The sequence below is a fragment of the Enterobacter sp. RHBSTW-00901 genome, assembly GCF_014103115.1.
Lineage (GTDB): Bacteria > Pseudomonadota > Gammaproteobacteria > Enterobacterales > Enterobacteriaceae > Enterobacter > Enterobacter cloacae_P.
In genome coordinates, this window is record NZ_JABXPB010000001.1 from 4,004,730 (window position 1) to 4,017,426 (window position 12,697).

Annotated in this window: 15 protein-coding genes; 4 read left to right on the forward strand and 11 right to left on the reverse strand. The window is 50.3% G+C overall.

The window, feature by feature from the left end; genetic code table 11:
• Positions 1–160 precede the first annotated feature (160 nt).
• The 4 genes from HV318_RS19235 to ppiB form a co-directional block, all read right to left on the reverse strand.
• Positions 161–346, reverse strand: coding sequence for a hypothetical protein (locus HV318_RS19235; protein ID WP_182274009.1), 186 nt, complete (start codon positions 344–346; stop codon positions 161–163).
• Between the two features lie 70 nt (positions 347–416).
• Entirely contained in the window at positions 417–626 is a 210-nt protein-coding gene (locus tag HV318_RS19240; protein ID WP_182274010.1) for a YdgH/BhsA/McbA-like domain containing protein, read from the reverse strand.
• Positions 627–777: 151 nt separating this feature from the next.
• Positions 778–1,500: a UDP-2,3-diacylglucosamine diphosphatase gene (gene lpxH / locus HV318_RS19245; RefSeq protein ID WP_182274011.1), complete on the reverse strand. Its 723-nt coding sequence runs from the start codon at positions 1,498–1,500 to the stop codon at positions 778–780.
• A 3-nt stretch (positions 1,501–1,503) separates the two neighbouring features.
• Positions 1,504–1,998, reverse strand: coding sequence for a peptidylprolyl isomerase B (ppiB, locus tag HV318_RS19250; protein ID WP_023334762.1), 495 nt, complete (start codon positions 1,996–1,998; stop codon positions 1,504–1,506).
• 174 nt (positions 1,999–2,172) lie between these two features.
• On the opposite strand from ppiB, the gene cysS reads away from it, so the two are divergent.
• On the forward strand, positions 2,173–3,558 hold the full coding sequence (cysS, locus tag HV318_RS19255) for a cysteine--tRNA ligase (protein WP_182274012.1): 1,386 nt from the start codon (positions 2,173–2,175) through the stop codon (positions 3,556–3,558).
• A gap of 89 nt (positions 3,559–3,647) precedes the next feature.
• Here cysS and HV318_RS19260 read toward each other — a convergent pair whose 3' ends face one another.
• The 7 genes from HV318_RS19260 to folD form a co-directional block, all read right to left on the reverse strand.
• The gene (locus HV318_RS19260; RefSeq protein WP_182274013.1) at positions 3,648–4,664 is read right to left on the reverse strand and encodes a Mal regulon transcriptional regulator MalI; all 1,017 of its coding nucleotides are present in this window, start codon (positions 4,662–4,664) and stop codon (positions 3,648–3,650) included.
• Between the two features lie 84 nt (positions 4,665–4,748).
• Positions 4,749–6,248 carry a PTS transporter subunit EIIC gene (locus HV318_RS19265; RefSeq protein WP_182274014.1) on the reverse strand — a complete coding sequence of 500 codons (1,500 nt, stop codon included), beginning with the start codon at positions 6,246–6,248 and terminating at the stop codon, positions 4,749–4,751.
• 411 nt (positions 6,249–6,659) lie between these two features.
• Positions 6,660–8,189 (reverse strand): aryl-sulfate sulfotransferase, encoded by a 1,530-nt coding sequence (locus tag HV318_RS19270; RefSeq protein WP_182274015.1) that lies wholly within the window; start codon positions 8,187–8,189, stop codon positions 6,660–6,662.
• A 227-nt stretch (positions 8,190–8,416) separates the two neighbouring features.
• A complete protein-coding gene (locus HV318_RS19275) occupies positions 8,417–8,803 on the reverse strand; it encodes a M15 family metallopeptidase (protein ID WP_182274016.1) in 387 nt (128 codons plus the stop codon).
• Entirely contained in the window at positions 8,790–9,116 is a 327-nt protein-coding gene (locus HV318_RS19280; RefSeq protein WP_182274017.1) for a phage holin family protein, read from the reverse strand. Before HV318_RS19280 ends, HV318_RS19275 begins: the two co-directional genes overlap by 14 nt.
• 279 nt (positions 9,117–9,395) lie before the next feature.
• Positions 9,396–9,608 (reverse strand): ribosome-associated protein YbcJ, encoded by a 213-nt coding sequence (ybcJ, locus tag HV318_RS19285; RefSeq protein ID WP_004858878.1) that lies wholly within the window; start codon positions 9,606–9,608, stop codon positions 9,396–9,398.
• Between the two features lie 2 nt (positions 9,609–9,610).
• Positions 9,611–10,477: a bifunctional methylenetetrahydrofolate dehydrogenase/methenyltetrahydrofolate cyclohydrolase FolD gene (gene folD, locus HV318_RS19290; RefSeq protein ID WP_182274018.1), complete on the reverse strand. Its 867-nt coding sequence runs from the start codon at positions 10,475–10,477 to the stop codon at positions 9,611–9,613.
• Positions 10,478–10,786: 309 nt separating this feature from the next.
• Between folD and fimA the strand changes: the two genes are divergently transcribed.
• The 3 genes from fimA (at position 10,787) to fimC (ending at position 12,697) form a co-directional block, all read left to right on the forward strand.
• Positions 10,787–11,350: a type 1 fimbrial major subunit FimA gene (fimA, locus tag HV318_RS19295; protein WP_182274019.1), complete on the forward strand. Its 564-nt coding sequence runs from the start codon at positions 10,787–10,789 to the stop codon at positions 11,348–11,350.
• 68 nt (positions 11,351–11,418) lie between these two features.
• On the forward strand, positions 11,419–11,961 hold the full coding sequence (gene fimI / locus HV318_RS19300) for a type 1 fimbrial protein subunit FimI (RefSeq protein ID WP_182274020.1): 543 nt from the start codon (positions 11,419–11,421) through the stop codon (positions 11,959–11,961).
• 43 nt (positions 11,962–12,004) lie between these two features.
• A complete protein-coding gene (fimC, locus tag HV318_RS19305; RefSeq protein ID WP_182274021.1) occupies positions 12,005–12,697 on the forward strand; it encodes a type 1 fimbria chaperone FimC in 693 nt (230 codons plus the stop codon).

Genomic DNA, 12,697 nt, shown 5'->3' on the forward strand with positions numbered 1-12,697 from the left:
CTGTGGTGCGAAACACACTGCTTTCGAGGGCACAGAGAATAGCATGTAATACGGGCAAGGAAAACGGTTGCGCGGCTAAAACTTGAGCCGTTGTGGACCTCCGCGCATAACAAAACAGACCGCATTTGGCGGTCTGTTTAGCGAAAGTCTCTGGCGATTTTTACAGGAGATTGCCTGCTGTCAGGTTTTCTTTATCGAATGCATGGCCGACATCAATATGATTTTCCATGCTGGTGTCGATATTCGAACCTGCTTCTGGGATGGAGAAGCGATTCTCCGCCGCCATCGCGCCAGTGGACAGGACAGCGGCCAGCAGCAGGGCGCTCACGATGCTGATTGTTTTCATTCTCTGTTCCTTGCTCATCGTATTGTCGCTGTCGCTTGTCTGTTTACTGGCGGCACGGCAATCAGGGGTCTTATTTCGTCAGTTCTGCAGTCATGTGAACGCGGTTGTTGAACCGTGCGCTGGTGATTTTGTAAGACGCACCCTGTTCAGCAGCCTGAGCGGCAATTTTGGCTTCTGCGCGGTCAAGGGTAGAGGCGGTAGCGCTGACGCTCTGAGCGAAAGAACCGAAAGAGATCATAGAGAGAGCAGCAACTGAAACGAAAGTTTTGATGGATTTCATGGTCGTATTCCTTAAGTATTTTGTCTTGGATAGGGCGTGTTTCCCTGATGTGATAAATAATAGAGCGACCACGGATTGGTTAAAACCGAAACAATTTGCGAATGTTATTCAAAAAAAATGAATGATATTAAACGTGCAGTGTGGGGGGAATTCAGAAAGGAAATGCGATCAGCTCGACGCCTTCAGGCGTGACTTTCACCATCGACCCTTCACTGTGCCAGGCACCCAGTACCACGCGGTGGGCGGGTTCGTCGTTGGCCGTCAGTGTGTGTACGTCCGGGCGATGGGTATGGCCGTGGATCAACCACTGGACGTGGTGCTTTTCCATCACGCTGACAACTGCCTGGGGGTTAACGTCCATGATGGTCATGGATTTGCTGCTGTTGGCGGCCTTACTGCCCGCGCGCATTCTGGCGGCGATGCGGTTACGGATAAACAGCGGCAGAGCCAGGAAAACTTTTTGGATCCACGGGGTGTGGACTTTGGCGCGAAACGCCTGGTAGCCGGTATCGTCGGTGCAGAGCGTGTCGCCGTGCATGATCAAAACGTTACGACCATAGAGGTTGAGCACCTGTTCTTCAGGCAGCAACGTCATACCGCTTTCACGGGCGTAGCGCTTACCGAGCAGGAAATCACGGTTGCCGTGAATGAAGTAGCAGGGGACGCCGGAATCAACCAGCGCTTTAATGGCTGCCGCCATTTCGTGATGGAGCGGGTTGGGATCATCGTCGCCAATCCAGGCTTCAAACAGGTCGCCGAGGATGTAAAGCGCATCGGCGCTTTTCGCTTCACCGCGTAAAAAACGCAGAAAACCGGCGGTGATCGCCGGTTCTTCTGTTTGCAGATGCAAATCTGCAATAAAGAGTGTCGCCACGAATTACTCGCTGACGGTCACGCTTGTGATCACAACGTCTTCTTTTGGAACGTCCTGATGCATACCGCTGCGGCCAGTAGAAACGGCTTTGATCTTGTCAACGACGTCCATGCCTTCAACGACTTCGGCAAATACGCAGTAGCCCCAACCCTGCAGGCTTTCGCCAGAGAAGTTCAGGAAGTCGTTGTCAGCCACGTTAATGAAGAACTGTGCGGTAGCAGAGTGAGGAGCCTGAGTACGCGCCATTGCCAGCGTGCCACGGGTGTTTTTCAGACCGTTGTTCGCTTCGTTTTTAATCGCTTCTTTCGTCGCTTTCTGGTTCATGCCAGGTTCGAAGCCGCCGCCCTGGATCATAAAACCGTTGATTACGCGGTGGAAAATGGTGTTGTTGTAGAAACCTTCGCGGCAGTAGTCCAGGAAGTTTTTAACTGTTTCAGGCGCTTTGTCATCAAAAGTCTTGATTACGATATCGCCATGATTAGTGTGGAAAGTAACCATTTTTGCATCCTGTTCCGTTATTGTGGTGCGTCAACCCGTGTTCGGGTCACATATAGGGGCTTGTTATAGCATAACCACAGGATGCGATCACCTTGCATTGTGTGCTGCTTCGGGTTTGAATTACGGGTAGAATACCCGGTTTTCGTCCACACACGTGTTTACATGGAATCTTCGATGTTAAAAATCTTTAATACAATGACGCGCCAAAAAGAGGAATTTAAACCTATCCATGCCGGGGAAGTCGGCATGTACGTGTGTGGTATTACGGTTTACGATCTCTGTCATATCGGCCACGGCCGTACGTTTGTTGCCTTTGACGTAGTTTCACGTTACCTGCGTTTCCTGGGCTACAACCTCAAGTACGTGCGCAACATCACCGACATTGACGACAAAATCATTAAACGCGCTAATGAAAATGGCGAAAACTTCGTCGCGCTGGTCGATCGCATGATCGTGGAAATGCATAACGATTTTGATGCGTTAAATATTCAGCGTCCGGACAGCGAGCCGCGTGCAACCCACCATATTCACGAAATTATCGACATCACCGAAAAACTGATCGAACGCGGTCACGCTTACGTAGCGGATAATGGCGACGTGATGTTCTCGGTACCGACTGATCCAACTTACGGCCAGCTTTCCCGTCAGGATCTGGATCAGCTGCAGGCCGGTGCCCGCGTTGACGTGGTCGACGTGAAGCGTAACCCGATGGACTTCGTGCTGTGGAAGATGTCCAAAGAGGGCGAGCCAAGCTGGCCGTCTCCGTGGGGAGAAGGGCGTCCTGGCTGGCACATTGAGTGCTCGGCGATGAACTGCAAGCAACTGGGTAACCATTTCGACATTCACGGTGGCGGTTCGGATCTGATGTTCCCGCACCACGAAAACGAAATTGCGCAGTCTACCTGTGCCCACGGCGGCGAGTATGTTAATTACTGGATGCACTCCGGGATGGTGATGGTTGACCGCGAGAAGATGTCGAAATCACTGGGCAACTTCTTCACCGTGCGTGACGTGCTGAAGTATTACGACGCGGAAACCGTGCGTTACTTCCTGATGTCCGGCCACTATCGCAGCCAGCTGAATTACAGCGAAGAGAACCTGAAGCAGGCGCGCTCTGCGCTGGAACGTCTGTACACCGCACTGCGTGGTACCGACAAGTCCGTCGCGGCAGCAGGCGGTGAAGCGTTCGAAGCTCGCTTTGTTGAGGTGATGAACGATGACTTCAACACACCAGAAGCCTATTCCGTACTGTTTGATATGGCGCGTGAAGTGAACCGTCTGAAATCTGAAGATATGGCTGCCGCTAATGCGCTGGCGTCACATCTGCGTAAACTCTCTTCCGTGCTCGGCCTGCTGGAGCAGGAGCCAGACGTGTTCCTGCAGAGCGGGGCCCAGGCGGACGATGGCGAAGTGGCAGAGATTGAAGCACTGATCAAGGCACGTCTGGAAGCGCGTCAGGCGAAAGACTGGGCGGCGGCAGATGCAGCACGTAATCGTCTGACCGAAATGGGTATCATCCTGGAAGATGGCCCGCAGGGCACGACGTGGCGTCGTAAGTAAGCCTGTTATGCCCGGTGGCGCTTATGCTTACCGGGCCCACAGGAGCATGAGTGTAGGCCGGGTCAGGCGTAGCCGCCACCCGGCTTTTTTTATGCCGATTCTCTGGTGATAAGCTGCCCGGAAAGGGTGATCCGTTGCGTTTGCAGCCCAGGCTCTTTCAGATTGCGTATCATCAACCCGGCGGCCTGGCGTCCCGTTTCTTCGCTGGCGGATGAAACGTAAGTAAACGACGGCGAGGTGAGGTTCACGTGCAGCATATCTTCAAAACCGACCAGCGCGACCTGTTGGGTTAAAAACACATCTTTCCCCAGGGTACGTCCCACCTGATGAATGCCGGAAATAGAGCCGATCATTGCATCCGGTGAGTGGCAGAGCAGGGCGGTGATGGTGTTGTTCTTTTCCAGTAGCTGGCGAGTGGCAAAACCTGCCGCCAGCGTATCATCGCTACAGGCAGGAGAATACTCGTCACGCCAGAGCAGCCCGTTTTGCGTCATTGCGCTGCGAAAGCCGAGCAGGCGCTGCTCGCGGATAAGACAACCTTCACGTCCGCCAATGTAGGCAATATTGCGGTGTCCACGCTCAATAAGGTAACGCGCCGCAAGGTTTGCCGCCTGGCGGTTATCGCGCATCACCAGGTTGCATTTTTCGTCCAGCAAAGACTGGGAGACCGCTACCAGCGGTAAGGGACACTGGCGGATGTGTTCCGGCAGTGCGGCAGTGCGAGTGTCAGAGGCAAGGTAAATCACGCCAGCCACGCCTTGCTGTTTAAACGACAGCAGACAGCGCTCAAGATGGTCGTGGTCGTTCAGCGGCTGGCCGAGAAAAACCATATACCCCTGTTTTTCCAGCTCCTGAACAATGCTCGCCATCACCTTGATGGAAAAGCTGTCGCTGAAATCGCGCAGGATCAGGCCAATCAGGTTGGAGGTGTTGGCGCGAAGGTTGGCAGCGGCAACGTTATGCACATAGCCCAGCGTATTGATGGCAGCATTGACCTTCCCGATCGTTGCCTCTGAGATTTTCCCTTTCTGGCGTAGGACCAGCGAAACGGTAGAGACCGAAACCCCCGCGTGCTTTGCCACATCAATAATGCTGACTTTCTTCAAAACTGCTCCCTGAAATTTACCCATTATCAGCCAGTTAAGACAACGTCTCCCAGCGTACAGGAGACGTGTCGTTCAGGCATCTTATTATTTGCCGATTATGGTGGACATGGTCTGGGCGATAAACTGTGCTCTGGCACCGAAAATCACCTGGATACCGTTGTCTCCGACGAAGACCACGCCGCGTGCGCCCAGGCCGTTGAGGCCGTCTTTATCCACCGCATCGCTTTTCGCCACTTCCAGGCGCAGACGGGTGATACAGGATCCGACGGAATCGATGTTATGTGCCCCACCCAGCAGACCGATGATCTCAGTTGCAATTTCAGTGTCGGTTTTATCGTCTGCACTGGCGGTGACTTCGGTGCGGCCCGGCGTTTTCACGTCGAAACGACGGATAACGAAGCGGAACGTGAAGTAGTAAATCATCCCCATTGGAATGCCGATGATAATGGCGTTCAGGAAGTTGGTCTGGTAACCGTTAAATGATGGCAGGATCCCGAACGACAGATAATCAATAAAACCTGCAGAGAAAGATTTGGCAATATGGGCATGCAGCAGGTACATGGTCATGTAGGCCAGACCCGCCATAATGGCGTTGAAGACGTACAGAACTGGAGCCACAAAGATAAAGGTGAACTCAACCGGTTCGGTGATCCCCGTCAGGAAGCAGGTAAGTGCCGCAGAGAACAGAATACCGGCAGCAATTTTCTTATTCTTCGTGTGCGCTTCGTGATACATCGCCAGGCAGGCCGCAGGCAGTGCAAACAGCATCAGCGGGAATTCACCCTGCATGAACTTACCGGCATTTTGGTACGTATCGCTGCTGAAAGACTTCGCCCCTTCTTCCAGCATTTTGAACCAGATGGTCTGGTCACCGTGGATCACCTGGCCTGCCTGGGTGGTGTAGTCCCCAAACGAATACCAGAAAGAGGGATACCAGATGTGGTGCAGACCAAGCGGGATCAATGCGCGTTCCACCAGACCGAAGATAAAGGTCGACGCCGCCTGATTATCCCCGTTAACGACAACAGAAAGTGCATCGATACCGGACTGAATATGTTGCCAGATATACGGCAACAGCAGGCCGAGCAGGAACGACAGAAACGCCGTTGCAATCGCCACAAAGCGTTTACCGGAGAAGAAACCGAGGAACTCCGGCAACTGCATGGTGTGAAAACGGTTGTAACACCATGCCGCGAGAATACCGCAGATAAGACCACCAAAGACGCCCATCTGCAGCGTCGGGATGCCGACGACCATCGCATATTTCCCGCCCTGAGAGGCCATCTCCGGCGTGATGCTGAGCACGGTATTGATGGTGATGTTGGTGACAAACACTGAAACGGCCGCAGAGAGCGCCGCAATGCCCGATTCTGACGCCAGACCGACAGCGGAGCCAATCGCGAAGAGCATCGGCAGGTTATCAAAAATAACCCCGCCCGCGTTCATCATCAGCGGCAGGTGGAACTTATCGCCAAAGGCCAGCAGCAGGCCCGCAGCGGGAAGCAGTGAAATTGGCAGCATTAAGGCGCGACCAATCATCGATAACTTAGACAGCGATTTAACAAACCCTGATATCAGACTCATGCTGATTTCCCCCCGAGTAGCGCTTTTTATGCGCTGTTATTGTAAGTAGAACGTTTTAGTAGAACGTTCTACTTATCGTGAGGAAAGTATGAAAACTGCGCAACTTAATTTTCACATTTCAACAGATGAAATAGTGATTATTTGAAGTTGATCGATAATTAACCTCGATGGATGTGGGGGATTTTATCCCCTTTCTGCGGGGGTACGCTCCGGGGAGAGGGCGGTTTTTTTCCGGCGCTGCGCCTGGTTACAGTGGTACAGCGGTGTGAGTGATAACGCCAGGCCCCTGGTGACGTGTTATATATGGTCAAGGGTTCATGCAAATGCATGAACCCTGATAACAAATGCAGTTTAATCGATGAGTTAATAAAAACGGATGATCAACTGCTTCTGTTTTTTACAATTACTTTTTTATGAATTTACCGTAATTGATGCTGTAGTGATTAAGTCAGATAGCTCGGTTTCGTTAAATAATCTTGCACGATAGCCCTCTGCAGGGAATTGAGGCGCGCCATCAGGTAGAGAAATAACATCATAGATGGTGGCAATCATATTACCGTTCACATCAGAGATAAAGAATGAACGGGCATGGTTAGTAAAAATAACGAAGTAATCATCATGGTCAAACACTCCCCCCATAAAATCGGTCCACTGGATGATGGGGGTTGTTGGCAGTTCAATCGGTGCATGAATTTCCACTGCAGTTTTTGCTGCTAAGTCTACAGCATAGAATAGAATGCGAGCCGGAGGTGTTGAATAGGTATCGGTGGTTGGATCATCATTTATAGGGCGAATGACAGGGCTTCCATCTGCACCAACACAGGATCTATTATCAAAGACAGATAAAACAAATTTACCTACGGTAGGGTCGATATTTCCTGCAAATGCACTGTTATTAGTGATGCACACAGTGTGAGCACCATTTTCATAGTTAGTAATTCCGGTATTATCGATATGAGTAGTCGCTTGAATTGCCGGGAATTGAGGGTTGAAATTACCCGTATCGATCGCCCACAAGATACTACCGTCAACGATAGATACGCCAAAAGTTGTACTCGTGGTGCGAGAGTGCGCAATAATTGCTTCCTCATTGTTTGGACTGCTTTGGATCCATGTGAGTGAATTCAAATGAACATCATTAGGTGTGTTGTTATTTAATATCTGAGAGCCGCTATATTCACTGGTATAGTTTTTTGCCCAAATCATTTTACCTGTCTGATCGTTGAACTTCAGGATACAGGAGTCTTGTGCCATCGTATTGCTTATTCGATTAGGACTATCGCTACCAAACATATAGATATCGCCTGCTGAGTCCCAGACTAAATCGTGAGTGTTTGAATAGTGATTGCCATTAGAATCACGCATGTCGAATTCAAAAATGACATTACCGAGAATGTCAATTTTGAAAAAACGTCGACCGTACCATGAAAAATCTTCATCGCTACCGGTATAAATGTAGCCATTGTGAATTCTCAACGGCTGGAGATGATAAACCGATAAAAAATTAAAACGCAGGTCACCGTTTTCATCGTAACCTCGGCCAGTTGATTGCATTAACCAACTATTTCCCCAGACAGATGTAAATAACGTAGGATCTGTTTGTTCAATATCGAGGTGGAAGATAACGGATGGATCATAGACCTGATCCACCGTGCTAACAGAGAATGGTTGGTTGTAAACCTCAGTTCCAGTTTCGTCCTTAAACACAACCTGGACGTTGTTGGCATATTGCGCGTAAAGGCCAATAACAGGGATTTTTATGGTTTGAGAAACGGCATAAATCAGATCCGATGTATAGGTAAAATCTACGCTGGTTGGGCTGGTTGTCCTTTTTGATACAGTGTAAGAATAACTTACTGGTGTATCTGAAGTAAAATAAATATATGCAGCGAGCTGATTGTCGGCCGGTGCAAGTTCAGTTTTAACATAAGTAATTGTCATGATTGAATTCCTTTTTGGTTCGTAAAATATTTTTGTCAGGGCAGCACGATGTCGCCAATAAAAATAGCGGGCTGTTTTGACAGTGTGCAATAACCTTACCGTGAAGATAATAGATTGCCTTTGGTTGTTTATTGAAAAATAAGATGAATATAATCTGGTTTTATAATTCTCCTTTTTCTATACTGGCTGCGTAAACAGCGATAGGTGTAATCGTTTTTTAGATACTCTTAAGGATACATTTTTCGTGAGAGTTGAAAATGAACGCCATCCTTTATTTCCGTCCAGTTACCTCCCCACTCAACATCAACATTCAACTCACGGGCCGCCTGAAACACAGCTGTTGCAATTGTCTGGTAATGTTTAAACTCCCATGACGCCGTACCATTGATAACTGCGAATATATCAACGGCATGCCCCGTTAAATGTCTGCTTTTCGACGTTAATGATTTTCCTGATGCCAGTAGCTCAAGTTGCCGTTTTTGGGTTCTTAACCCTTCTGAAATACCGAAATCAATCGGTGATAATTTCAATGCTTTTCTCATTACATCAGAAAGATCCTTATGTACACCTTTAAGATTCCTTTCAGTAGTCTTACTGAATTCATGATTTATCATTATTCTCTCCAGAGATTTTCTTCCAGTAATAATTAAGGGCGACAACGCCCATTGCACCTGATATACCACTAACCGCAAGCGAAGTATGAAATACTGTCCCGAGACTTTGTGACATCAATCCAGCAAGTACGCCGGTAAATCCTGACACGATAATTTGTGCCAATGCCGCGAATAAATTTCTTCCCGACTGACCAGACTTAACGTCAAGGAGATATCTAACCAGACCTCCCCATGCGCCGAATATTATTATGTAGATCCAGCTAAAAAATGCATTTGATGATGGGTCTTTCCATGGCAAAACAATTACCTCCAAAGATTGTTTAAGTAAAAAATTTTACCGCATGATGAGATTACTTTTTCGTAAAAAGCTATATGCATGTGCTATGCAGTAAATAATAAACGTTGAGCAACCCTGTTTCGTGATGGATGTCACACGGAATGCAATTAATAGCTTTTGTCGATCAATTTTGATGAAATGATAGTTATGTATTATTGATGGTGAAGATTATATTTAGTAGTGGAATACATAAGAGGGAGCAGGGGGAGAGGGGGTAACCCGATAGTGCGAGGACTACCGGGTTGGGGGTGGGAATTATGCTGTAACCGTAACGCTCTGACCTTCAAAGCTCACGGTCTGACCTGCGACAATCTTACAGCGCTTGCGGGTTTCCACCGCGCCGTCGACTTTGACCAGCCCATCCGCGATCGCGATTTTCGCCTGCGCGCCACTTTCGCTCCAGCCTTCCAGCTTGAGCAGATCGCACAGCTCAACGTGCGGGTGTTTACCTAAAGAAAAATTGGCCATTTTTACGCGTCCTCTACGTCGTGATACTCCTCGCACGCCTGCAAGGTATTCTGAATCAATGTTGCTACGGTCATCGGGCCAACACCGCCCGGTACTGGGGTGATGTAAGACGCACGCGCTGCGGCATCTTCGTAAACCACGTCGCCGACAACCTTGCCGCTTTCCAGACGGTTAATTCCGACGTCCACGACAATCGCACCCTCTTTAATCCACTCACCTGGAATAAAGCCTGGTTTACCCACTGCGACGATCAGCAGATCGGCGTTTTCTACGTGGTGACGCAGGTTTTTGGTGAAGCGGTGGGTCACGGTGGTGGTGCAGCCAGCCAGCAGCAACTCCATGCTCATCGGGCGGCCAACGATGTTGGATGCACCAATGACAACGGCGTTCAGGCCGTAGGTGTCGATGTTGTAGCGCTCCAGCAACGTGACGATCCCGCGAGGGGTGCACGGACGCAGGCGCGGTGCACGCTGGCACAGGCGACCCACGTTATACGGGTGGAAACCGTCGACATCTTTGTCTGGTGCAATACGCTCCAGCACCTTCACGTTGTCGATGCCCGCAGGCAGCGGCAACTGAACCAGAATACCGTCGATTGCTTTATCGGCATTCAGGGTGTCAATCAGCTCAAGTAGTTCTGCTTCGCTGGTGGTTTCGGGCAGATCGTAGGAGCGGGAGACAAAGCCCACTTCTTCACACGCTTTGCGCTTGCTGCCGACATAAATCTGCGATGCCGGGTTGCTACCAACCAGCACAACAGCCAACCCTGGGGCTCGTTTTCCGGCCGCTCTGCGCGCCTTCACTTTTTCCGCAACCTCAGAGCGCACCTGCTGCGCAATCGTTTTACCGTCAATAATCTTTGCTGCCATCAGAGAGAAGATTCCGTCTGTAACGTTTGAAAGGGGGATTGCCTGTATTTTGTCAGAAGCGAGCGCCGCTGTCAGTCACCCTTTGCGAGATTTCCACAACTGGCTGCAAAACCCCTGGTTTTGACATGGTCAATTTCCTAGGTGGGATTAGGATGTGGCCTGGTGAAATGGCAGCGTTTTGACATATTTTAATATTCGTTCCTGAGCTACTTTGTCTCCTCCGAAATAAGCTTTCAATTAATCGATTGAACGTATTTCTTATTCCCGGTTTTTCGCGGGAAGGGTTATTTACATTTTAAAGGAATAGACATGAAATTCAGCAATATTGCATCTACCGTTGTTGCCGCTCTGGCCCTGGTCGCGGGTGCCGCTCATGCAGAAGATACTACTACGCCCGTTTCCGTTAATGGCGGTACCGTGCATTTTAAAGGTGAATTAGTGAATGCCGCGTGCTCTGTTAATACGGCATCTTCTGAACAGACGGTTAATCTGGGTCAGTACCGTACCGCGAAATTCACCAAAGTGGGCGACACGACCTCCAATATTCCATTCACTATCGAACTGAATGATTGTGATCCACTGGTAGCAAAAACTGCCGCTGTTGCTTTCACCGGTCAGATTGATGCGACCGATAAAACCCTGCTGGCGGTATCTTCTGGCAGCAACGACAACGCCGCGAAAGGCGTGGGTATCGAGATCCTCGACAGCAAATCCAGCACGCTGACACCGGATGGCGCGACCTTCTCTGCCGCACAGAACCTGATTGAAGGCACCAACACCCTGAACTTCACCGCGCGTTATAAATCCACGGCGGCAACTGCCGAGCCAGGCCAGGCGAACGCGGACGCCACTTTCGTAATGAAATACGAATAATTCCTCTGCACAGGGATGTTTAGGCCTCAGGGATGAGGCCCGTCATACGCTAATGCCAGGAACGAAGGATGACAAGGATCGGGAAACTGCTGCTAGCCCTTACGATGGCTCAACCAGTATTCGCACATACCGTAGTGATCGACGGCGGCAAGGTTCACATCAGAGGTGAGCTGGTCAACGGTGGGTGCGCCGTGGCTCCTGACAGCCAGAGTATGCGTATCGATATGGGGCAGTACCGGACCAATTCCTTTTCCGGCGTGGGCAGCTTTTCAACGGTCAACGTGCCTTTTACCGTACGACTGCTGGACTGCAGCGTGGATGTCTCGCGCACCGTAGGGATCCAGTTCCAGGGCGTCACGCCGGCGGAAGATCCACAGGTTTTTCTGGCGACATCACGGCCTGGTGAAACGCCCGTGAGCAGCGGTGTTGGGTTGGCACTTTTTGACGAACAGCAACGCCAGATTATCCCGAACGCGACGGCGGTCAGCTGGTTGCCCATCAATACCCAGGAGCTCGCGTTTCATTTTAGCGCCCGCTATCGGGCTATTTCCGAACACCTCGTGCCAGGCAATATTCAGTCAGATGTCTGGTTCACGTTGATTTATCCATAACGCCTTCTACGCCTGCGAACATATTATTAAAGGTATTGTTGTGATGAACTCCCTAATTAAGCCAGGACTGATTTTATCTTTTATTTTGCTGATGGTTTCTGCTTCCGCCAGTGCCTCCGGTGGTATTGCACTGGGGGCCACGCGCGTGATTTATCCGGCAGACGCGAAACAAACTTCGCTGGCGATCACCAACAGCAATAAGCAAGAGCGCTATTTAATTAATGCGTGGATTGAGAATGCCAATGGGCAAAAGGAAAAAACCTTTGCCGTCACGCCACCCTTGTTTGTCAGCGAGCCGGACAGCGAGAACACATTGCGCATTATTTATGCCGGTCCGGCGTTGCCCACTGACCGTGAGTCGCTCTTCTTTATGAACGTGAAGGCGATCCCGTCAGTGAGTAAAACGAAAATGGAGGACAACAACGTCCTCCAGCTGGCGATTTTGTCGCGCATCAAGCTGTTCGTACGCCCGAATAAACTGGCGATGCAGCCGGAAGAAGCGTTGTCTCAACTGCGCTTTGAGCGTGTCGGCAACCACCTTAAGGTGAGTAATGCCTCGCCATATTACATCACGCTGGTCAACCTGAAGCTGGGCGGTAAGGCTCTGGACAACCTGATGATTGCGCCTAAAAACTCGGCGCAGCAGGTGCTGCCGGATGCGGCAAGCGGCACGCTTTCCTGGCAGAGCGTGAATGACTACGGCGCGATTACGCCGGCGCGCAGCGTCAATCTGTGA

Excerpts from the sequence above, each read along its gene's own strand:
- ybcJ (WP_004858878.1), bottom strand. The coding sequence starts at position 9,608 with ATGGCCAATTTTTCTTTAGGTAAACACCCGCACGTTGAGCTGTGCGAT.
- ppiB (WP_023334762.1), bottom strand. The coding sequence starts at position 1,998 with ATGGTTACTTTCCACACTAATCATGGCGATATCGTAATCAAGACTTTT.
- HV318_RS19240 (WP_182274010.1), bottom strand. The coding sequence starts at position 626 with ATGAAATCCATCAAAACTTTCGTTTCAGTTGCTGCTCTCTCTATGATC.
- cysS (WP_182274012.1), top strand. The coding sequence starts at position 2,173 with ATGTTAAAAATCTTTAATACAATGACGCGCCAAAAAGAGGAATTTAAA.
- fimI (WP_182274020.1), top strand. The coding sequence starts at position 11,419 with ATGACAAGGATCGGGAAACTGCTGCTAGCCCTTACGATGGCTCAACCA.
- HV318_RS19235 (WP_182274009.1), bottom strand. The coding sequence starts at position 346 with ATGAAAACAATCAGCATCGTGAGCGCCCTGCTGCTGGCCGCTGTCCTG.
- HV318_RS19275 (WP_182274016.1), bottom strand. The coding sequence starts at position 8,803 with ATGATAAATCATGAATTCAGTAAGACTACTGAAAGGAATCTTAAAGGT.
- HV318_RS19270 (WP_182274015.1), bottom strand. The coding sequence starts at position 8,189 with ATGACAATTACTTATGTTAAAACTGAACTTGCACCGGCCGACAATCAG.
- fimC (WP_182274021.1), top strand. The coding sequence starts at position 12,005 with ATGAACTCCCTAATTAAGCCAGGACTGATTTTATCTTTTATTTTGCTG.
- folD (WP_182274018.1), bottom strand. The coding sequence starts at position 10,477 with ATGGCAGCAAAGATTATTGACGGTAAAACGATTGCGCAGCAGGTGCGC.
- fimA (WP_182274019.1), top strand. The coding sequence starts at position 10,787 with ATGAAATTCAGCAATATTGCATCTACCGTTGTTGCCGCTCTGGCCCTG.
- HV318_RS19265 (WP_182274014.1), bottom strand. The coding sequence starts at position 6,248 with ATGAGTCTGATATCAGGGTTTGTTAAATCGCTGTCTAAGTTATCGATG.